Source organism: Streptomyces sp. NBC_01232 (genome assembly GCF_035989885.1).
Taxonomy (GTDB): Bacteria; Actinomycetota; Actinomycetes; order Streptomycetales; family Streptomycetaceae; genus Streptomyces.
This window is the reverse complement of record NZ_CP108518.1, coordinates 1,249,437-1,270,100: the sequence shown is the minus strand read 5'-3', so window position 1 is coordinate 1,270,100 and position 20,664 is coordinate 1,249,437. Positions and strand designations below refer to the sequence as shown.

General features: G+C 73.9%; 12 protein-coding genes. 6 read left to right on the top strand and 6 right to left on the bottom strand.

Features of this window, described 5'->3' with window-relative positions; translation table 11 throughout:
• Positions 1-166: 166 nt before the first annotated feature.
• The 5 genes from OG444_RS06135 to OG444_RS06115 are packed head-to-tail and all read left to right on the top strand — an operon-like array spanning position 167 to position 11,347.
• Entirely contained in the window at positions 167-4,255 is a 4,089-nt protein-coding gene (locus OG444_RS06135; RefSeq protein WP_327261161.1) for a non-ribosomal peptide synthetase, read from the top strand.
• Complete coding sequence (locus tag OG444_RS06130; protein WP_327261160.1) at positions 4,248-7,604, top strand: non-ribosomal peptide synthetase; 3,357 nt, start codon at positions 4,248-4,250, stop codon at positions 7,602-7,604. Before OG444_RS06135 ends, OG444_RS06130 begins: the two co-directional genes overlap by 8 nt.
• Positions 7,604-9,001, top strand: a complete 1,398-nt coding sequence (locus OG444_RS06125; protein WP_327261159.1) for a condensation domain-containing protein — start codon at positions 7,604-7,606, stop codon at positions 8,999-9,001. Before OG444_RS06130 ends, OG444_RS06125 begins: the two co-directional genes overlap by 1 nt.
• Positions 9,002-9,011: 10 nt before the next feature.
• On the top strand, positions 9,012-10,202 hold the full coding sequence (locus OG444_RS06120) for an acyl-CoA dehydrogenase family protein (protein ID WP_327261158.1): 1,191 nt from the start codon (positions 9,012-9,014) through the stop codon (positions 10,200-10,202).
• Positions 10,199-11,347 carry an acyl-CoA dehydrogenase family protein gene (locus OG444_RS06115; RefSeq protein ID WP_327261157.1) on the top strand — a complete coding sequence of 383 codons (1,149 nt, stop codon included), beginning with the start codon at positions 10,199-10,201 and terminating at the stop codon, positions 11,345-11,347. Before OG444_RS06120 ends, OG444_RS06115 begins: the two co-directional genes overlap by 4 nt.
• A gap of 65 nt (positions 11,348-11,412) precedes the next feature.
• Here OG444_RS06115 and OG444_RS06110 read toward each other — a convergent pair whose 3' ends face one another.
• The 6 genes from OG444_RS06110 to OG444_RS06085 form a co-directional block, all read right to left on the bottom strand.
• Complete coding sequence (locus tag OG444_RS06110) at positions 11,413-11,994, bottom strand: GNAT family N-acetyltransferase (RefSeq protein WP_327261156.1); 582 nt, start codon at positions 11,992-11,994, stop codon at positions 11,413-11,415.
• A 26-nt stretch (positions 11,995-12,020) separates the two neighbouring features.
• Positions 12,021-13,091, bottom strand: coding sequence for a threonine aldolase family protein (locus OG444_RS06105; protein WP_327261155.1), 1,071 nt, complete (start codon positions 13,089-13,091; stop codon positions 12,021-12,023).
• Entirely contained in the window at positions 13,088-13,354 is a 267-nt protein-coding gene (locus OG444_RS06100; RefSeq protein WP_327261154.1) for a hypothetical protein, read from the bottom strand. The genes OG444_RS06105 and OG444_RS06100 overlap by 4 nt, the downstream gene beginning before the upstream one ends.
• Positions 13,351-14,751, bottom strand: coding sequence for a serine hydroxymethyltransferase (gene glyA, locus OG444_RS06095; protein WP_327261153.1), 1,401 nt, complete (start codon positions 14,749-14,751; stop codon positions 13,351-13,353). Before glyA ends, OG444_RS06100 begins: the two co-directional genes overlap by 4 nt.
• A complete protein-coding gene (locus OG444_RS06090; RefSeq protein ID WP_327261152.1) occupies positions 14,748-18,095 on the bottom strand; it encodes a non-ribosomal peptide synthetase in 3,348 nt (1,115 codons plus the stop codon). The genes glyA and OG444_RS06090 overlap by 4 nt, the downstream gene beginning before the upstream one ends.
• A gap of 91 nt (positions 18,096-18,186) precedes the next feature.
• Complete coding sequence (locus OG444_RS06085) at positions 18,187-20,052, bottom strand: AfsR/SARP family transcriptional regulator (RefSeq protein ID WP_327261151.1); 1,866 nt, start codon at positions 20,050-20,052, stop codon at positions 18,187-18,189.
• 212 nt (positions 20,053-20,264) lie between these two features.
• On the opposite strand from OG444_RS06085, the gene OG444_RS06080 reads away from it, so the two are divergent.
• Positions 20,265-20,483, top strand: coding sequence for a hypothetical protein (locus OG444_RS06080; protein WP_327261150.1), 219 nt, complete (start codon positions 20,265-20,267; stop codon positions 20,481-20,483).
• Positions 20,484-20,664 lie beyond the last annotated feature (181 nt).

The window sequence follows — 20,664 nt, the reverse complement described above, 5'->3', positions numbered from 1 at the left end:
GGCCCCACCCCGCGCCCCATCCCGTACGTCCGCTCCCGCTCCCGCACCCGGACGCGGACACGCGCACCCCCCACCCACCCGCAGCCCCAGCCCCAGCGCCGCGCACCGCGCGGCGCCACCTCGCCGTATCCCTCTCCCGACTCCCGAAGACGCACGGAGGCTCAAGGTGAGCGAGTCCCTCGCCGAACGCATAGCCGCACTGCCGAAGTCCCGCCGGGCACTGTTCCAGGCCCTGACCGGCCGAGCCGGCGGGCGCGCCGCAGTACGGGAGGACCCCGATCCCGCGCCCCGTGACCCCGCCGACCCGCCGGTGCTCTCCTTCGCACAGCGCCGCCTCTGGTTCATCGACCAGCTGCAGCCCGGCAGCCCCGCCTACAACGTGCCGGTGGCCACCCGCATCCGCGGCCCGCTCGACGTCGGCGCCCTGCACGGGGCGCTCCAGGACATCGTGGACCGCCACGAGGTGCTGCGGACCGTCTACACCTACCAGGAGGGCGCCACCGAGGCCGTGCCCCGCGTGGTGGACGGCTACCGGCTGCCCCTGCCATTGACAGAGCTCCCCGGTGAGGACGCGGTCCGGCCGTTCTACGACGCCGACGCGGGAGCCCCCTTCGACCTGGCCGGCGCCGTCCCGCTGCGGGCCCGGCTCGGCCGGATCGGCGCCGAGGACCACGTCCTGGTCCTGAACCTGCACCACATCGTCACCGACGGCTGGTCCATGCGCGTGCTCTACACCGAACTGGAGCGCGCCTACGCCGCCCGCACCGGGGCGCCCGCCGAGGCCCCGGCCCCGCTCGCCCTCCAGTACGCCGACTTCGCCACCTGGCAGCGCCGCCGCGTCAGCGGGGACCGGCTGGAGGGCCTCACCTCCTTCTGGCGCGAGGAGCTGGGCGGCGCCACCCCCGTGGACCTGCCCACCGACCGGCCCAGACCTCCCGTCTTCGGCCATGCCGGCGCCTCCCGCTACATCGACCTCCCGCCCCGGCTCATCGCCCGGCTGCGGGAGTTCGGCAAGTCGGAGGGCGCCACCCTCTACATGACGATGCTGGCCGGCTTCGCCGCCACCCTGCGCCGCTGGACCGGCCAGGAGGACATCATCGTCGGCACCTCCGTCTCCGGCCGCGACCACCCGGCCTTCGGCGAGCTCATCGGCTTCTTCGTCAACACCCTGCCGCTGCGCATCAGAACCGGCGGCGACCCCGGCTTCTCCGAGCTGGTCCGAGCCACCCGCCACACCACCCTCCAGGCGTACGCGCACCAGGAACTGCCCTTCGACCTGATCGTCGACGCCCTCGGACTGCCCCGGGACCCGAGCCGGCCGCCGCTCACCTCCGTGATGTTCCTCCTCGACGAGACCCCGGACACCGCCCCGGGCCTGGCGGGCGTCGCCACCGAGCCCATCGACTTCTCCTCGCACGCCACCAAGTACGACCTTATGATCAGCGTCCACGACACCGGCACGGCGGTCCGGGCCCTCGTCGAGTACCCCACGGCCCTGTTCGACGCCGCGACCGTGGACCGCCTCCTCGGCCACTTCCTCACCACCCTCGAAGGGGCGCTCGCCCGCCCGGACGCCCCGCTGTCCGTCCTGCCCCTGCTCACCGACGGCGAGCGCCGCGCCGCCCTGGACGACTGGAACGCCACCCGCGCCCCCTTCCCCCAGGATGCCTGCCTGCACGAGCTGTTCGAGCAGCACGCCGACCGGCGGCCCGACGCGCCCGCGGTGGTCCTCGGCGGACTCGGCGGCTGGAACGTCACCTACCGGGAACTGGAGGAGCGCGCCAACCGGCTCGCGCACCGTCTCGTCGAAGCCGGCGCAGGACCCGACCGGACCGTCGCCCTGTGCCTGCGCCGGGGCCCCGGCCTGGTCACCGCGATCCTCGCCGTCCTCAAGGCCGGTGGAGCCTACGTACCCCTCGACCCGGACTACCCGGCCGAGCGCCTGGCGCTCCTGCTGCGGGACTCCGCACCGCCCATCGTCGTCTCCGACGCCGAGCTGATCGGCCGGCTGCCCGTCCCCGCCGGCACCGCGCAGGTGCTGCTCGACACCGACCGGGCCGCGCTCGCCGAGCTGCCCCCGACCCGGCCGGCCGTCCCCGTCACCTCCCGGGACCTGGCCTACATCATCTTCACCTCGGGCTCCACCGGCACCCCCAAGGGCATCGCCCTGGAACACCGCGGCGTGGTCAACAACCTCCTCGACCTCAACCGTTCGTACGGCATCGGGCCCGGCGACAGTGTCCTCGCCCTGTCCTCGCCCAGCTTCGACATGAGCGTCTACGAGACCCTCGGCATCCTGGCCGCGGGCGGCACGCTCGTCCTGCCCGACCCGGCCGCCGCCAAGGACCCGGCGCACTGGGCCGACCTCGTCGAGCGGCACGGCGTCACCGTCTGGAACTCCGCCCCCGCCCTCCTCGGTCTCCTCACCGACCAGCTCGAACACGCCGGCGGACCCCGGCTGCCGAAGCTGCGCACCGCCTTCCTCGGCGGCGACTGGATCCCCGTCACCCAGCCCGACCGGATCCGCGCCTTCGCGCCCGGCCTGTCCTTCGTGGCGCTCGGCGGGGCGACCGAGGCCTCCATCCACTCGGTGGAGTACCCCGTCGGCCGGGTCGATCCCGAGTGGACGAAGCTCCCGTACGGGCGGCCCATGGCCAACCAGCTCGCCTACGTCCTCGACCCGCAGGACCGCCTCGTCCCCGTCGGCGTGCCCGGCGAACTCCACCTCGGCGGGGTCGGACTGGCCCGCGGCTACCTGGGCCGGCCCGAGCTGACCGAGGAGAAGTTCGTCCGGGTCGAACTGGAGCCCGGACGCACCGAACGGCTGTACCGCACCGGCGACCTGGCCCGCTACGGAGCCGACGGCACGATCGAACTCCTCGGCCGCACCGACTTCCGGATCAAGCTGAACGGGCTCCGCATCGAGCCCGGCGAGGTGGAGAGCGCGCTGCGCGCGTGCCCCGGGGTCCGCGAGGCCGTCGTCGCCGCCCGCCGCACCGCCGGCTCCGACCGGCTCGTCGGCTACGTGGTGCCCGAGGAGGGCGCCGACGTGGACACGGCCGTCCTGCGCACCGCGCTCGCCGCCGTCCTGCCGCCGCACTGCGTCCCCGCCGACCTGGTGCCGCTGGAGCGGCTGCCGCTCAGCCCCAACGGCAAGGTGGACCGGGGCGCGCTGCCCGACCCGCGCCCCACCGCAACCGCGCCGGGCCCCACCGCCGCCGCGGCGCACGTGGGAGCGGACCCGGTCGCCCTGCGGATCGCCGCCGTCTGGGCCGAGGTGCTCGGGGTGCAGGTGGCGCCCGACGACGACTTCTTCGCCCTCGGCGGGGACTCCTTCGCCGCCGTACGCGCGGTCCGCGCCGTCGCCACCGCCCTGCCGGACGGCGGAGCCGCCGCCCTGCGCGTCGTCGACCTCTTCAGCAACCCGACCCCGGCCGCCCTCGCCGCCCGCACCGCCGAACTCGCCGGAACGGGCGCGGGAGCGCCGGGCCCCGGACTGCTGCACCGGCTCACGCCCCAACGCCCGCCCGGCACCACCTCGTTGACCCTCGTCTGCTTCCCGCACGGAGGCGGCGACGCCATCGCCTACCAGCCCCTCGCCGCACAGCTCCCGCCGCACATCGAGCTCCTGGCCGTCTCGCCGCCCGGACACGACCCGCTGCGCCCCGGCCCGATGCTGCCGGTCCCCGAGTTCGCCGAACTCGCCGCGCAGGAGATCGCCCGCACCGTGCAGGGCCCGTACGCGGTCTACGGCCACTGCGCCGGAGTCGTCACCGCGCTGGAGACCACCCACGTGCTGGAACGGATGGGGCAGCGGCCCATCGCCCTGGACCTCGCCGCGGCCCTCCCCGAGGAGGACCCCGAGTACGCCCTGGAGATGGAACGCGTCTCCGGCGACGACGACCTCGTCGCCTACCTGACCACCATGGACGGCTTCGACGGCGTCCTCGACGACAGCGACCTCACCTCCGTCCTGCGGATGGTCCGCCACGACATGACCGAGGCCGCCCGCTTCTTCGCCCGCACCCCGGGCGGCTACGACCGGCCCCTGGCCACCCCCCTCACCTGCATCATCGGCGACGCCGACGACGCGACCGAGGGATACGAGGACGGCTACCGCGCCTGGGGCCGCTACGCGGCCGACGTGCGGCTCGCCGTGATCCCCGGGGGCCGCCACTACTTCGCCAAGCACCTGCCCGACGCTCTCGCCGCGCTCCTCGCCGACCTGCACCGCAACGGAGGAACCCATGTCTGATCTCGCCGAACGGCTCGGCCGTCTGCCCCAGGGACAGCGCTCCCGGCTGCTGGGGCGGATGCGCAACCAGATGACGGCCGGCGTGGGCCGCCGCATCGAACTGGGGCGCGCCGACCACGGACCGCGGTCCCGCTCCTCCTTCCAGCAGGAGCAGATGTGGTTCGTCGACAAGCTCGGTGCCGGCAAGGCCCGCAACAACATAGCCCTGGCGATACACCTGGGCGGCCCCCTCGACCGGGCCGCCCTGCACGAGGCGCTGAACGCCGTCGTCGCCCGCCACCAGGTGCTCCACAGCAAACTCGTCGAGATCGACGGTGTCCCCTGGCAGGAGCCCGTCCCCTCCTTCGTGCTCGGCGTCCAGAGCACCGACCTGTCCGGCAGCGAGGACGCGGACCGCGAACTCGCCGAGCTCACCGCCACCTGCGCCGCCGCCCCCTTCGACCTGGCCGCCGCCCCGCCCGTCCGCGCCCACCTGGTCCGCCTCGCCGAGGACCGGCACGTCCTGCTCTGGGTCGTCCACCACGTCGCCTGGGACCCGGGCTCGACCCGCATCTTCACCGAGGAGCTGACCTCCAGCTACGCGGCGGCCGCCGCGGGCAAACGCCCCGAGGCCCCCCCGCTCGCCGTCGAGTACGCCGACTTCGCGGCCTGGCAGCGCGCCAAGCTGGAGAACGACGAGCACGGCCGGGCCCTGGCGGGCAAATGGCGCCAGATCCTGGCCGGCGCAGTGGCCACCGAGGTCCTGCCCGACCACCCGCGCGGTCCCGAGACCCGCGGCGACGGTCGCGGTCTGAAACTGACCCTGGACCAGAAGCTGCTGGACCGCCTCACCGAGCTCGCCGACGCCGGCAACACCACCGTCTTCACCACCCTGCTCGCCGCGTTCAACGCGCTGCTGCGGCACTGGACCCGTACCGAGGACGTCGTCGTCGGCACGGCCAGCGCCTCCCGGCCGCACCCCGACCTGGAACAGGTCATCGGCTGCTTCGTGCAGATGATCACCCTGCGGACCGAGGTCACCGACCGGCTCACCTTCCGCGAGCTGGTGACCCGTACCGCGGCCTCCGTCATGGACTCCTTCACCAACAGCGAGCTGCCCTTCGAGCAGGTCGTCGAGGCCGTCCGCCCGGTGCGCGACCCGCTGCGGCACCCGCTCTTCCAGATCGAGTTCACCTCGCTCGGCCGCTGGGGAACCCACCGGGCGCAGGCCGCCGACGTCGAGTTCAGCATGGAGCAACTGCACGACGGCGCGGCCAAGTTCGACATGAGCTTCCTGGTCGGCGAGAACGACGGCCTGGAACTCTCCCTCGAGTACAACACTTCCCTCTACCGGCACGGCACGGCGAGCGCCCTGCTCGCCGCCTTCCGCCAGGTGCTGGAGCAGGTCGCCGAGAACCCCGACCTCCTGGTCGGCGACATCAGCCTGGTCGAGGAGCCGGCCGCCTCCCGGCACGCCCGCGAGCTGTCGCGCGGCGGCCCGGTGGACGAGGCCGCCTGGACCACCACCCTGGACCGCGCGTTCCGCGAGCGGGCCACCATCCACCCCGATGCCGTCGCCGTCCGCCACGGCTCCACCCGGCTCGACTACGCCGCCCTCGACCGCTGGTCCGAGGCCATCGCGCACCGGCTGCGCGACCGCGGTGTCCGGCACGGCGACCCCGTCGCGGTGTGCGTCGCCCGCGGACCGGCCGCCGTCGCCGGAGTCCTCGGCGTGCTCAAGGCGGGGGCCCACTACATCCCGGTCGACCCGGCCGCCCCGGCCGAGCGGACCCGTACGGTCCTCACCGACGCCAAGGTCAGGCACGCCCTCGTCGACGAGGCCGCGCAACTGCCGGTACCGCTGGAGCTGGTGACCACCGGAACGGCCGCCCCCGTCCGGGAGGTCCCCTCCCTCGCGCCGACCTCCCACCCCGGCGACCTGGCCTACGTGCTCTACACCTCGGGCAGCAGCGGAACCCCCAAGGGGGTCATGATCGAGCACCGCTCGGTCACCCACTTCTCCCGCACCATCGCCAAGGCCTACGAGATCCGGGCCGAGGACCGCGTCCTGCAGTTCGCCCCGCTCACCTTCGACGTCTCCGTCTTCGAGATCTTCACCACCCTGCTCGCCGGCGGCTCGCTCGTCATCGCCACCGACGACGAGCGCCGCGATCCGGCCCTGCTCCAGACCCGGATGTGCGAGGACGCGGTCACCGTCGCCGAACTCCCGCCCGCCCTGCTGCCGTTGCTCGACCAGGCAGGCCTGCCCGACCTGCGGCTGGTCTCCGTGGGCGGCGAGGCCTTCCCCGGCAGGCTGGTCGCCGAATGGACCGCGGGGGAGCGCAGGTTCGTCAACGGCTACGGCCCCACCGAGGCGACCGTCGCCGTCACCCTGATGGACTGCACCGGCAGCTACGACCGGAACCCCCCGATCGGCCGGCCCATGCCGGGCCACCAGGCCTTCGTCCTCGACGAGCGGCTGCGCCCCGTCCCGCCCGGCGTGCCCGGCGAACTGTGCGTCGCCGGCCCCGGCGTGGCCCGCGGCTACCTGGGCCGCCCCGAGCTCACCGCCGACCGCTTCGCCGGCAACCCCTACGCGGACGGCCCCGAGACCGAGCGCCTCTACCGCACCGGTGACCTGGTCCGCTGGCTGCCCGGCGGCAACCTGGACTTCCTCGGCCGCACCGACCGCCAGCTCAAGGTGCGCGGCCACCGCATCGAGCCCGGCGAGATCGAGTCCGTGCTCACCGGGCACCCGTCGGTGCAGCAGGCCGTCGTCGTGGCCCAGCCCGCCGCGGGCGGCGAGCGCATGCTGGCCGCCTACGTCACCGTCGAACAGGTGGGCTCCTACGCCTCCGAGGTCGCCGACGCCGAGGGCCTGCGCGCCTACGCGGCCGGCCGGCTGCCCGGCTACATGGTTCCGGTCGTCGTCGTCCTGGACGAACTGCCGCTCACCCCGCACGGCAAGGTCGACACCGCCGCCCTGCCCCAGCCGGCCGAACTGTCCGCGCAGGGCGGCACCGCGCCGCGCGACGCCGTCGAGGAACAGATCTGCCGGGACATCCTCACCCCGCTCCTGGAATGGCAGAACCCGGACGTGGAGGGCGACTTCTTCGCCCTGGGCGGCAGCTCCCTGCAGGCCACCATCGTGGTCTCCCGGGTCCGCGCCCTCTTCGGCATCGACATCGCCCTCGCCGACTTCTTCGGCCGCCCGACGGTCTCCGGACTCGCCGAGCTGGTCCGTAAGGCCAAGGCGGAGGCCGCCGGCGAACAGGACCGGCTGCTCGCGGTCTTCGAGCAGATCGAGAACATGAGCGACGACGAGGCCGCCGCCCTGCTCGGCTCCCTCCAGCACCCGGACGGTCCCTGATGGCCGACGGGGCCGGGCTCGAAGGAGCGCTCGCCGCGCTCCCCGAGGCGAAGCGCGAGCTCGCCCGGCTGATGCTGGCCGCCCGGCAGCCCGTACCCGCCCACCCGGCCCCGCGCTCCGGCGCGGGGCCGGTCCCCCCGACCGCGCTCCAGGCCCGGCTGTGGCGCCGCGAACGCACCCACCCGGCTGTCGCCACCGGCTCGCACGCCCTGCGGCTGACCGGGCCGCTCGACCCAGAGCGGCTCGCGGAGGCCCTCACCGGGGTGCTGCGCCGCCACGAGGCGCTGCGCACCCGGCTCACCGTCTCCACCAGCGGGCAGCCGAGGCTGCACGTGGACGAGGAACCGGTTCTGCGGCTCACCCGGGCCGACCTCTCGGGCTTCACCCCGCAGGCCGCCGCCGAACGCGTGGCCCTGCAGAGCACCGAGAGCGCCTCCACCGTCCTCGACCTGGAGAGCGGCCGCACCAGCGCCTTCCGGCTGCTGCGGCTCGCCCCCGACGAGCACGTCCTGATCCTCGCCTCCCACCTCGCGGTCTTCGACGGCTGGTCCTCCGGGGTCCTCCTCACGGACCTGGCCACGGGCTACCGCGAGGGCCCGGCGGCCCTCGTCCCGCCCGCACTGCAGTTCCCCGACTACGCCGACTGGCAGCACCGTTGGCTCGCCGGACCCGACGGCTCGGCCGAACTGGCCCGCCGACGCGCGGTGTTCGCCGCCGATCCGCCCGCACCCCGGGCACCCGGCGGATTCGAACGCGGTCACGTGCCCGTACGGCTGGCCCGCGGGCCGGTCGCCGGCGGGCTGGAACTGGGCGCGGCCGAGGGGGCCACCCCGTTCATGACGCTGCTCGCCGCGCTGGCCGTGGTACTGGCCCGCAGGCAGGCCCGTACCTCCCTGGTGATCGGCACCCCCGCGGCCGGCCGCTTCGCGGGCGCCCTCGAGGGCGCCGTCGGGCAGTTCACCACCGTGGTACCGATCCGGCTCGACCTGGCGGGCGGCCCCACCTTCCGGGAACTGCTGCACCGCACCCGGACCGCGGTGGCCGACGCGCTGGCCCACCAGCGCCTGCCCGTGGACGTCCTGTTCGGCGAGGGCACGCCCCCGCCGTACGACGTCCTGTTCGCCCTCCACAACTACCCGGCGGTCCCCCTGGACCTCCCGGGCATCGAGGTCGGCCAGCTGCCGGGACCGCCCGCCCGGCACCTGGAGCTCTACAGCCCCGACCCGGCCGCCGCCCTCGCCTGTGTCGGCCTCGTGGAACGGGACGGCGAGATCGGCGGCACCGCCGAGTACAACCGCCACGCGGCCACGCCCGAGGACGTGCGGGGCCTGCTCACCGGAATCGAGGACGTGCTGGACCGGGCCACCGCCGCGCCCGCATCCCCGCTCACCATCTAGGGAGTTGCCCGTGCTCACCACCGAGTTCTACCGTGCGCCCGCGGACTGCGGGCTGCTGCGGAGCGGAGCCGACGTGCCCCGCACCCCCATGCGGGCCCTGCGCGAGGACATCCACGACATCCTGGTCTCCGCCCCCGTGGCCGAGGCCCGGCGCACCCGCGACCCGCGGCCCATCCACCGGGCCCTGGGCGAACGGGGCCTCCTCGCCCCCCAGTGGCCCGAGGAGTACGGCGGCCGCGGCATCAGCCAGGTCGCGGCCGCCGTACTGGTCGAGGAACTGGCCATGCACGACGTGCCCGATCTGCTGCACACCCTCACCGTGCAGATCGTCGGATCCACCCTGCTCAATGTCGCGAGTCCCGCGATGAAGGCCCGGCACCTGCCGGGCTTCGCGGCCGGCACCGCCTTCGGCTGCGTGCTGTTCAGCGAACCCCAGGCCGGCTCCGACCTCAACATCCTCTCCACCCGCGCCGTGTCCGACGGCAAGGGCGGCTACAAGCTGTACGGAACCAAGGTCCATTCGCTCTTCGCCCGGCTCGCCGACTACGGCCTGTGCCTGGCCCGGGGCGAGGACGACGCCTTCAGCCTCTTCCTGGTCCCCCTGGCCCAGGAGGGCGTCACCATCCGGCAGATCCCCGGCATGGGCGACGACGCCTTCCACGAGGTCACCCTCGACGGCGTGGCCGTGACCGCCGACGACGTGGTCGGCGAGACCGGCCAGGGCTGGGCGATCGTCGTCAAGACGCTCGCCTTCGAGCGCACCGGCCTCGACTACTACGTCAAGGCGCTGCGCTGGTACCGGGCCGCCGTGGAACGGCTGGAGGTCCACACCGACCGGCTGGAGGCGGGCCAGCACGACCAGATCGGCCTGGCCAAGCTCAACGCCCGGCTGCTCGCGGCGGGCACGCTGGTCCGCCGCGTCCTCACCCGCCTCGACCGGGGCGAGCTCAACGAGGACGAGGCGGCCGCCGCCAAGTGGTACACCACCGAGCTCGCCGCGGAGGTGGCCTGGTGGGCCGCGGAACTCGACGGCGACCGCAGCATGACCCTCGACGACCCCGAGGTCGACGGGGTGGCACACCCACTCGATTCTGCGTTGCGCGAAGCCCCGGGAATGCGGATTTCGGGCGGCACCGCGGAAATGATGCTGGAGACGCTGGCCCGGCTGCGTCTCGACTCAGGGGCGGAGGTACGGCCGTGACGTCACAGGCGGTAGGCGGGAACGGGACGGGCGGCCGGGGCGCGGCGGACGCGCCCGAACGGTGGCGGGAGCGGGAGGACGAGGACTCCCTCTTCCGGCAGCTGCGGCTCACCGTGCGCCAGGGCCTGGAGGTCGACGGGGACACGCCCGCCGGCGCCTGGGAGGCGCTGACCCAGGTGGGCGCCTGGGAATTCGCCCTCCCCATCGGCAAGGACGGCCTCGACCTGGGCCAGGCGGTCGTCGCCATGGTCTGCGAGGAGGCGGGCAACGCGATGCAGCCCGTCCCGCTGACCGACACCCTCCTCGCCCTGGACCTGATCTCGGGCCTCGGCCCCCTCGCCCCCGAGGAGACCGACGGCCTCCTGGACCGGGTACGGACCGGGGAGGTGCAGCTCGCCGTGCCGGGCCGGCTGCCCGATCCGCGCGGCACCGTACCGCCGGGCATCACCTGGAAACCGGACGGGGACACCGGCGGAGTCGTACTCACCGGCACCGGGGGCCCCTTCGCCGCCGGAGTCGGGCCGGGCGCCCTGCTGGTCCTGGCGAGCGGCCCCGACGGCCCGTGCGTGGCGCTCGTGGGCCTGCCCACGGAGGGCGTGGCGGTACGCCCGCTGCGCGACCACGGCGGCGGAGCCGTCGCCGGCGCCGTCTTCGACGAGGCCCGGCTGCCGGCCGGAGCGGTCCTGCTGCGCGGCCTCGCCGCCGAAAACGCCCTCGCCCGGGTGGGGCTGCGCGCCGCCGTCCACCAGGCCTCGCTGCTGGCCGGGATCACGGCGGCCGCCCTGACCGCGGTCGTCTCCCGGATCCGCGGCCGGCAGCAGTTCGGCCAGGCCCTGGTCAAACACCAGGGCCCCCGGCTGCGGGTGGCCGGCCTGCTGGCCCGCCTCGACGCCGTGCGCTGGGCCGTGGGCGACGCCGCCCGTGACCTCGACGAGGACCGGCTCACCCCGGGGGAGGCCGCCGGGCTGATCGCCCTCACGGCGGAGACCACCCTCGATGTGACACGTGACGCGGTCCATCTGCACGGCGCCTCGGGGCTGGTCCGGGACGGCCTGGTGGCGGGCTGCTACCGGCGCGCGGCATGGGAGGCCATGCGCTGCGGGCGCCCGGCCCAGCTGTGGGACACCGCGGCGCACACGCCCTGACCGGCACCGCACGAGGGAAGGGGCCCCCGCACCGCGGGAGCCCCTTCTGCGTACGGCCGAGGCCGTCAGACCAGGTCGCGCCGGACGACCCAGCGGTGGCGCTTGTCGCTCTTGGCCTCGGTGCGGTGGACCCGGCGGAAACCGGCCCGCTCGAACATGTCCATCGTCCCCACGTAGGCGAGGGTCGGGTTCACCCGGCCGCCCTCCGGGTCCACCGGATACCCCTCGACGGCGGGCGCGCCATGGGTCCGTGCGTGCTCGACGGCCCCCTCCAGCAGGCCCGAGGCGACCCCCTTGCCGCGGAACTCCTTGCGCACGACGAAGCAGGTCACCGACCACACCGGCAGATCGTCCACCGGTGTGATCGTCTTCGACGAGGTCAGCCGGTCGAGCTGGCGGCGCGGCGCCACGTTGCACCAGCCGGCCACCTCGCCGTCCAGGAATCCCAGGACCCCGGGCGGCGGATCGGCCTTCTCCATGAGGTTCTGCAGGTGCTCGCCCCGCTCGTCCGCGGTGAGCCGCCCGTAGTCGCCGGTGGACAGCCGCCAGGCCATGCACCAGCACGTGTGCGCGCTCTTCTTCGGCTGGAGCACCTTCCGGATGTCGTCCCACAGATCCGCCGTGGCGGGCCGTACTTCTAAGCTCATGCTGCTACTTCGCTCTCTTCCGCTTCTTACAGGTGTCCCGCGGGCGCGGTGTTGCGCGCCGCGGCGACGACATCGGTCATAACGGCGACCAGCACCTCGAGGGCCCGCCGGCACGCCTTCTCTCCTGCGTCCAGATGGGTGACCAGCCGGACCGTCCGCGGGCCGGGCGCGGTCACCAGCACTCCTTCCTGCGCCGCCCGTGCGACGACCGCGTCGGCGCCGGGTACCTCGATGAGGACGATGTTGGTCTCCGGCGGGCGCACGGTGAACCCCGCGTCCCGCAGCCCCGCCGCCAGCAGCCCGGCGTTGGCGTGGTCCTCCGCGATCCGCTCCACGTGGTGGTCCAGGGCGTACAGTCCCGCAGCCGCCAGGATGCCCGACTGCCGCATCCCGCCGCCCAGTCCGTGCCGCAACTTCCTTGCGCGCGGCAGGTGTTCGACCGGCAGCAGGAGCACCGACCCGACCGGTGCGCCCAGGCCCTTCGACAGGCACACGGACAGCGAGTCGACCGTCTCCCCGTACGCCCGCGCCGACGTGCCCGTCGCGGCCATCGCGTTCCAGATCCGGGCCCCGTCCATGTGGACCGTCAGGCCCGCGCCGGCCGTCAGTTCCCGTACGGCGCGCAGCGTCCCCAGCGGGTGGACCGTACCGCCGGCCCGGGTGTGGGTCTGCTCCACCTCCACCGCACGGGTACCGAGCGTGTACGGGTTGCCCCGCCGGATCACCCCGGCCAGCAGGGCCGGGGTGATCACCCCCCGCTCGGCGGTCACCGTGCGGGTCTGGATCCCGCCGTAGCGGGCCGGGGAGGCCTCCTCGTGCGCCAGGACGTGCGCCTCGGCATCGCACACCAGCTCCTCGCCGGGGCCGACGAGGAGCTGGAGGGCGATCTGGTTGGCCATCACCCCGGACGGTGTGAACAGCGCCGCGGAGAAACCGAAGAGCCCGCCGAGCCGGTCCTCCAGCGCGCGGACGGTCGGATCCTCCCCGAAGAGGTCGTCACCGACCTCCGCGCCGGCCATCGCGGCCCGCATCCCGGGACCCGGCCGGGTCACCGTGTCGCTGCGCAGATCGGCGGTCTCGAAACTCCCGATGGTCATGACGGTACGTCAACTCCTCGCTCGCGGGACATCCGGGTGTACCGGGCCGGGCCGGGCCGAGCGCCTGCACCCGGCCCGGCCGACTCCCGGAAGGCCGACTCCTTCGAATCCATGCTCCGTTCAGCGGCCGGCTCGTCCATCGGCGCACGTACGTCACGCTCGTACCGCTCGCGGTGGCGCAGGCGCCACGCCTCCTTGCTGTTGTCGGCCGCGAGGTCCTCGTACAGGCGCAGCGCCGAGGGCGGGAAGCCGCTGAAGGTCACGGCAGATACCCCGGCAGGGGGTGGGCCGCGCACAGCTCGGAGACCCGGGTGCGCACCCGGTCGCGCAGCGCGTCCGTCAGTACGCCGCCCTGCGCGCGCAGCGCGACGAGGACATCGGCGACCAGGTCGGCGCACTCGGCGGCCACCGCGTGGTCCATGCCGCGCGCGGCCAGCGTGTTGGTGCCCAGCCGCAGTCCACCGGTCACCCGGACCGGCGTGGTGTCGCCGGGGACCCGGTTGCGGTTGACGACGATCCCGCAGGACTCCAGGGCCTGCTCGGCGACGTCCCCGGTGACCCCGCTGCCGCGCAGGTCGAGCAGCACCATGTGGGTGTCCGTACCGCCGGTGACCAGCCGGAATCCCCGGTCCGAGAGACGCTCGGCGATCGCCTGCGCGCCGTCCGCGAGCCGCTTGGCGAGCTCGGCGAAATCGGGGCTCGCCACGAAGTCCAGGGCGCGCGCCTTGGCCGCCACCGACGCCAGGTCGGGCGTGCCCTGCGTGAAGGGGAACACGGCGCGGCGCAAGGTCGCGGCGAGGGTGCCGCGCTCCGGTCCGGGCCTGCGGGCGTCCCGGCCGAGCATGATCAGCCCGCCGCGCGGGCCGTACAGCTGCTTGTAGGTGCTGGTGGTCGTCACGTGGGCGTGGTCGACGGGGCTCTGGTGGAGGCCGGCCGCGACCAGTCCGGCGATGTGCGAGATGTCGGCCAGGAGATAGGCGTTGGCCTCGTCCGCGATCTCCCGGAAGCGGGCGAAGTCGATGCTGCGGGGGTAGGCGCTCGCCCCGCAGACGATCAGCTTCGGACGGTGCTCCAGGGCCAGCTCGCGGATCTGGTCGTAGTCGAGCAGCCCGTCCGGTGTCACCCGGTAGCCGTGGGCACGGTAGTAGCGGCCGGTCACCGAGGCGGGGGAGCCGTGGGTGAGGTGGCCGCCGCAGTCCAGGTCCAGCCCGAGCAGGCTGTCACCCGGGCTCAGCAGCGCCGTGATCACCGCGAGGTTCGCGGAGGAGCCGGAGTGCGGCTGCACGATCGCGTCCTGCGCCCCGAAGGCCGCGCACGCCCGGTCGATCGCGAGGCGTTCGATCTCGTCGGCGACCCCGCAGCCGGCGTGGTAGCGGTTCCCGGGGAAGCCCTCGGCGGTCAGGTTGCCGAGCGCGCTGCCCTCGCAGGCCAGGACGGAGGGGTCCGCGACGCTGGACGCCGCGACCATCATCAGGGTGTCGCGCTGACGGGCCGACTCACGGGCCAGCAGCGAGTACAGGGCGCCGTCGCGCTCTCTGAGCCGCTGTGCGGCGTGCCCGGCGAAATCGACCAGGTCGGGGTCGGGTCCGGGGCCGGGAGCGGCGCCGGGAGCCGTGGGCAGCTCCGGCTCGGTGACGGGCGCGGGCAGGGTGAGACTCATGACTGTCCCCTCTCGGAATCGTCCGTGCTGACCGTGTTCTCCGTGCGGATCCGGACCGCGTCGCCGGCCGGCGCGTCCGGCTCGTCCGCCCCGTCCGCCTCCAGTTCGCCGAAGGCCTCCGCGGCGGCGACCGCCTCCGCGCCGTGCTGCTCGTCCGCGGCGATCCTCTCCGCCAGTTCGCGGATCAGCGGGTTCTGGAACACCGTCTTGACGGGCACCGGCACCCCCAGCAGCTCCTTGAGCAGGCCGGCCAGCCGGGTACCGCTGAGCGAATCGCCGCCCAGGCTGAAGAAGTTGTCACCGGGCGCCACCCCGTCCAGGCCGAGGATGTCCGCGACCGCCGCGCACAGCACCAGCTCCAGCGCACTGCCGGGCCCGTCCCCGCCGTCCCGTACGGCCGCCTCGTCGGCGGACTGCTGCTGCCGCCCGGCGGAGGAGGCCAGCAGCAGCCGGTCCACCTTGCCGTTGCGGGTCAGCGGGAGCTCCGGCAGCACGGTGAGGGCGGCCGGCACCATGTAGGCCGGCAGCTGGGCGGCGAGCCGCTCCAGCACCGGCCCGGCCGCGTCGCCGTCGGCCACCACGAAGGCGTGCAGCCGCCGTACCCCGTGGGCACTGGCGGGGGCCACCACCACGGCCGCGCCGACCCCGGGGTCCTGGCGCAGTACGGCCTCGATCTCGCCCAGCTCGATCCGGTGGCCCTGGATCTTCACCTGGAAGTCGTCGCGGCCCAGGATCTCGATGCTGCCGTCCGGCAGGTACCGGCCCAGGTCACCGGTCAGATAGGCGCGTTCGCCGCTCTCCGGCAGGTGGACGAAGCGGTTCGCGGTGCGCTCCGCGTCGTTCCAGTAGCCGAGCGCGAGCCCGACGTCGCTGGCCACGGCCATCTCGCCGACCACCCCGAGCGGACGCTCGTAGGCGGCCGGGTCGACGATGTAGTAGCGCTGGTTGGTGATCGGCCTGCCGTACGGGATGCTCGTCCAGGACGGGTCGACCTCGCCGATCGGCTGGAACAGCGACCAGCAGATCGTCTCGGTCGGACCGCCCGAACCCACCACCTGGATCCGCGGGCTCTGCGCCCGCAGCCGGTCCGGCAGCGTCAGCGGGATCCAGTCGCCCGAGAGCACGGACAGCCGCAGGGACTCCAGTGGCCGGCCGCCGCCGCGGCGCTCGCGCACCTCCGCCTCCCCGACGAGCAGTTCCATCAGCACGGGTACGGAGTTCCACAGGGTGACCTGCTCCGCCTGCACCAGATCGGCCCAGACGTCGGGCTCGGCGTGCTCGAAGGGCGGGGGCAGCACCACGGTCCCGCCCTGGGTCAGCACCCCGAAGACGTCGTAGATCGAGGCGTCGAAATGCAGCCCGGAGATGGCAAGCAGCCGGTCCCGGGCGCCGACCTCGAAGCGCTCGGCGACATCGCGGACCAGGTTGACCACGCCGATGTGGTCGACCATCACGCCCTTGGGCTCACCCGTCGAGCCCGAGGTGAAGATGGTGTACGCGAGGTCCGCGGGGGTCTGCGCGGTGTCGGGCCGGGTGTCGGCGCCCGACTCGAAGTCCTTGTCCACCCGGTAGCGGCGGGCCGTCGGCGGCCAGCTGATCCGGGAGTCCAGGCGGGACTGGGTGAGGATCCGGTCGACCTTGGCCTCGGCGAGCAGGCGGCGCAGCCGCTCCGGGGGCACGGACGGATCCAGCGGCAGGTACGCGGCGCCGGAGGCGAGGATCCCGTACACCGCGGCGTACTGCTCCCAGCCCTTCTCCATCACCACGGCGACCAGCTCGCCCGGGGCCGCCCCGTGGTCCCGCAGGGTGTGCCCGATCCGCCAGGCGTACGAGGCCAGTTCGGCGTAGCTCAGCCGCCGTCCGCCGGCGTCCACCACGGCCTCGGCGTCGGGCGTACGCTCCACCTGCCGGGCGAACAGCTCGTGCAGGGTGGTGTACGGGATCTGCCCGGCGGTGTCGTTGACCTGGCGGCGCAGCGTCCGCTCGGCCGCCGGGATCAGGTCGAAGCGCCGGGTGTGCAGGGACTGCGGGTCGTCGTTGATCCGCTCCAGGAGGTCCACGTACACGCCGAAGGCGGCGTCGACGAAACCGGGCGCGAACGCCCCGTCGACGAAGTCCCAGATGACGCGCAGCTCACCGGCCAGTTCGCGCAGCTGTACGTCGAGCGAGACCTGCGGGGTCTGCGAGATCGAGTACACCTCCCGGCCCAGGTCCGTGACGGGCCTGCGCACCGGGTAGTCGAGCAGGCTGGTGACGACGACCGGCATGCCGGCCTGCGCGCCCACCCCGTGCAGCCGGGTCAGCTCGCGCAGCACCCGTACGCCGTTGAAGGCGCCGTGCTCCGCGTCGCGGGCGAGCTGGTCGCGCAGGGCGTGCGCCCGGTCCAGGAAGGTCGCGCCCGAACCGTCGGCGGCGAGCATCACGGCATTGGTGAAGTCACCGAGCACACCGGCGATGTCCGGGTGCACCGCGGGACGCTGGAAGATCGGGTAGTTGATGGTGAAGTCGGACTCCTCGGCCCAGCACCGGACCACCTCCGCGAAGGCGGCGGTGAGCAGCACCGACGGGGTCAGTCCCGCTTCGTGCGCCCGCGCGGTGAAGCGCTGCCAGTCGGCGGGGGACAGGCGGTGCTCGCGCCGGTCGAAACGCACCTCGCGCCCGCCGTCGGCGGAGCCGCCCGTGGGCAGCGAGGGGGCCGGCGGCAGGGTGGGGATGCGCTCCAGCCAGTACGCACGGGCGGTGCGGAAGGCCTCGGTGTGCGGCAGGGCGTCGGCGCGCCAGCGGGCGTACTCGGCGAAGCCGATCCCGGGCTCCGGGAGTTCGGCGTCCGGGTTCTCGTACAGGTCGACCAGCTCGGGGAAGAGCACCTGGAAGGCGCTGGAGGCGTCCAGCACCTGGAGGTCGATGCCGAGGTGGACCCGGCCGGGGTTCCCCGGGCCGCCCAGCTCGATGATCCGCAGGTCGAACAGCGGCCAGCTGCCCACCGGGAAGACCACGTGGCTCATCTCGTCCCGCAGCGAGGCGAGCCGTTCCCGCGCGGCCTCCTCCGACAGGTCGCGCAGGTCCACGACCGGTATGTCGAAGGGCAGCGGGTCGGCGGGCACCCACTGGGTGCCGTCCGTGCGGCCGATCGCGCGGAGCATGTCGTGCCGGGCGACCACCTTGCGCCAGGCGGCGGCGAAACGCGCGGGATCGAGGTCCTCGCGCTCCCATTCGAAGTATCCGTAGCAGCCGATACCGCCCAGTTCGACTGCCTCACCCCGTCCGATCATCAGTGCCTGCTGCGTCTCGGTCATCGGGAAGGACGCGGCACTGTCCGCGCGAGCGGGCAGGAGCTCGGTCATGGTCCAACTCCATTCGGTGTTACGGGCCGTTGGCTGGTGCGTGCCTGGGGTCGATACGGGCCGGAGCGCGCTGCTGCGGGGCAGGGCGAGGCTAGGGGCGGTGAGTTAGCCGCCGGTTATGTTCCGTCCGGCCGGAGCTCCCGCAGTCGGGCAACGCACCCTCGTCCAGCGAGAGCGCGAAGAGCCGTACGAGCGGATGGAACAGGTAGCAGGGCTGGCCCCACTCGTCCGCGCCGCTGACCTCCAGCAGGGCCGCGTCGGCGAGCGCCTCGAGCCGCCGTTCGGCCTCGGCCTCGGGAAGCCGCAGCGACAGCGCCGCCTCGGCGGCGGGGAACGGCTGGGGGCCGAGCGCGGCCAGCACCGGGAACACCGCCCGCACCTCGGGCTCCAGCGCCCGCCAGGACGGCAGCAGCGAGGTGTGGACGTCCAGGTCGCCCGAGTGCAGTTCCCGCAGCCGGGTGACGGGATCGGCCAGCCTGCGCGCGAGCCGGTCCGGGGTGGAGTGCGGGCGGGCCGCGATCCGGGTCCCGACGATCCGCAGGGCGAGGGGCAGACCGGCGCAGTGCTCGACGATCGAGGACGCCGCACCGGGCGCGGCGGCCACCCGGGCGGGACCGGCCGCGGCGGAGAGCAGCTCCAGCGAGTGCCTGGGCTCCAGGGGGGCGAGGGCCACGGTGTGCGCCCCGGCCACGGTGGGCAGGGCCGTCCGCCCGGTGACCAGGACCGCCGGTTCCGGGGTGTTGGGCAGCAGCGGACCCAGCTGGGCGGCCCCGGAGGCGTTGTCCAGCACGATCAGCAGCTGCCTGCCCCGGGTCCGCTCGCGGTAGAGGCGGACCAGCTGGTCCTGGTCCTCGGCGGCCGGTACGTCGTCCATGGGGCCCAGCGCGCGCAGCAGCCCGCGCAGCACCCGGGTGGGGTGCCGGGGAGTGCCGTCCGGGGCGCGCAGGTCGGCGTACAGCTGCCCGTCGGGGAAGTGCCGCTGGCAGCGGTGGGCCGCGTGGACGGCGAGGGCGGTCTTGCCGAGCCCGGCCATTCCGGTGACCAGCACCCGGCGGGGCCGCCCGGCGCCCTGCCCGTCGGGAGCCAGCGCACGGCACAGCAGCTCCAGTTCGGGCTCACGGCCGGTGAAGTCGACGGTGTCGGGCGGCAGCATGGCCGGAGCGCCGGCCGGGCGGCCGGAAGCGTCCCGCCGCGGGCCGGTCAGTACGGCGGCTGAGGAGGCGGAGCGCGGCTGCCGGTCCAGCGTGCCCTCCAGCAGGGCCCGGTAGGTGGACTGGAGCTCTTCGCCGGGGTTCACGCCGAGCTCGTCGGCGAGCACCGCGCGGCCGTGGTGGTAGAGGTGGATGGCGTCCGCCTGCCGCCCGGACCGGCACAGCGCGGTCATCAGCTGGCACCGGATGCGCTCGCGCAGCGGGAACTCGGCGACGAGGCCGGTCAGTTCGCCGGTGATCTGCTCGTGCCGGCCCAGGGCGAGGTCGGCGGCGATGCGGTGCTCCAGGGTGACCGTCCGGGCCTCGGTCAGCCGCGGCGCCTCGGTGTCGGCGAGGTATTCCGTGGCGTTGGCGAAGGGCAGTCCGTTCCACCGCGCCAGGGCGCCGCGCAGCAGCTCACCTGCCTTTTCGAAGTCCTCGGCGATCAATGCCTCGCGGCCGCCGAGCGCCAGCCTCTCGAATTCCGTCAGGTCGAGGGTCGCATTACCGATGCTCATGGCATATCCGGGCGGCCTACGATCGATCAGAACCTCGTCGCCGAGAATCTTGCGCAAGCGTGAAACATAGGTGTAGAGCTGTGCGCTGACGGTGGCCGGCGGAGCCCAGCCCCACAGCAGCCGGCACAGCCGTTCGTCGGAGATCACCTCTTCACGGGCCACGAGGAGCGCCGCGAGCACGGTGTGCAGCTTCGCCCCGGAGAACGCGACCCGGTGGCCGTCCCGCCGTACCTCGACTGGCCCGAGCACTCGGAATTCCATCTACCGCCCCATCCGTGATTCATGGAGAAGAATCTCTGAACGAAGCTAGTGGAGTGCGTTGTCTCCTCGATATCGTGGCGATTTCGAGGGCGGCCGGGGTCACGAAATCGATGGAACACAGAAGAAAAAGGAGGCGTCCCTACTGTTCCATTCATGCCGCAGCGAGCGGCAGCGATGATCCACCGAGAGGGGATTCCCAGATGCGCAGCACGCGGACGGTGAAGACGGCGAACACGACGGCGGCGGCCTGCCTGGTCGTTCTTGCGGGAGTGTTCGTGGGTACGGGGGGAGCGTCGGCCGTCCTGGCGGACACGAGGACCACCACGCAGGCCGACGACATGCCCTGGGGTGTCGTCAAGCCGCTGGTCCCCCCGCACCCCGGCTCCGCCGGCACGAACGGCGACATGCCCTGGGGCTGACCGGCCCCCGCCGCAGCCCCGCCCCGCCCGGTGCTAGGTCGTCTCTTTCGGATCTTGCCGGGCCCGCGTCGCCCGGCACCGCACCTCGCCGCGTTGTCGGAGCACCGCAGTACGTCCAGTACAACGGCGCTCCTCCGCCTTGCGATGCACGGCACCGGACGACGCGGGCCGACCGACAAGA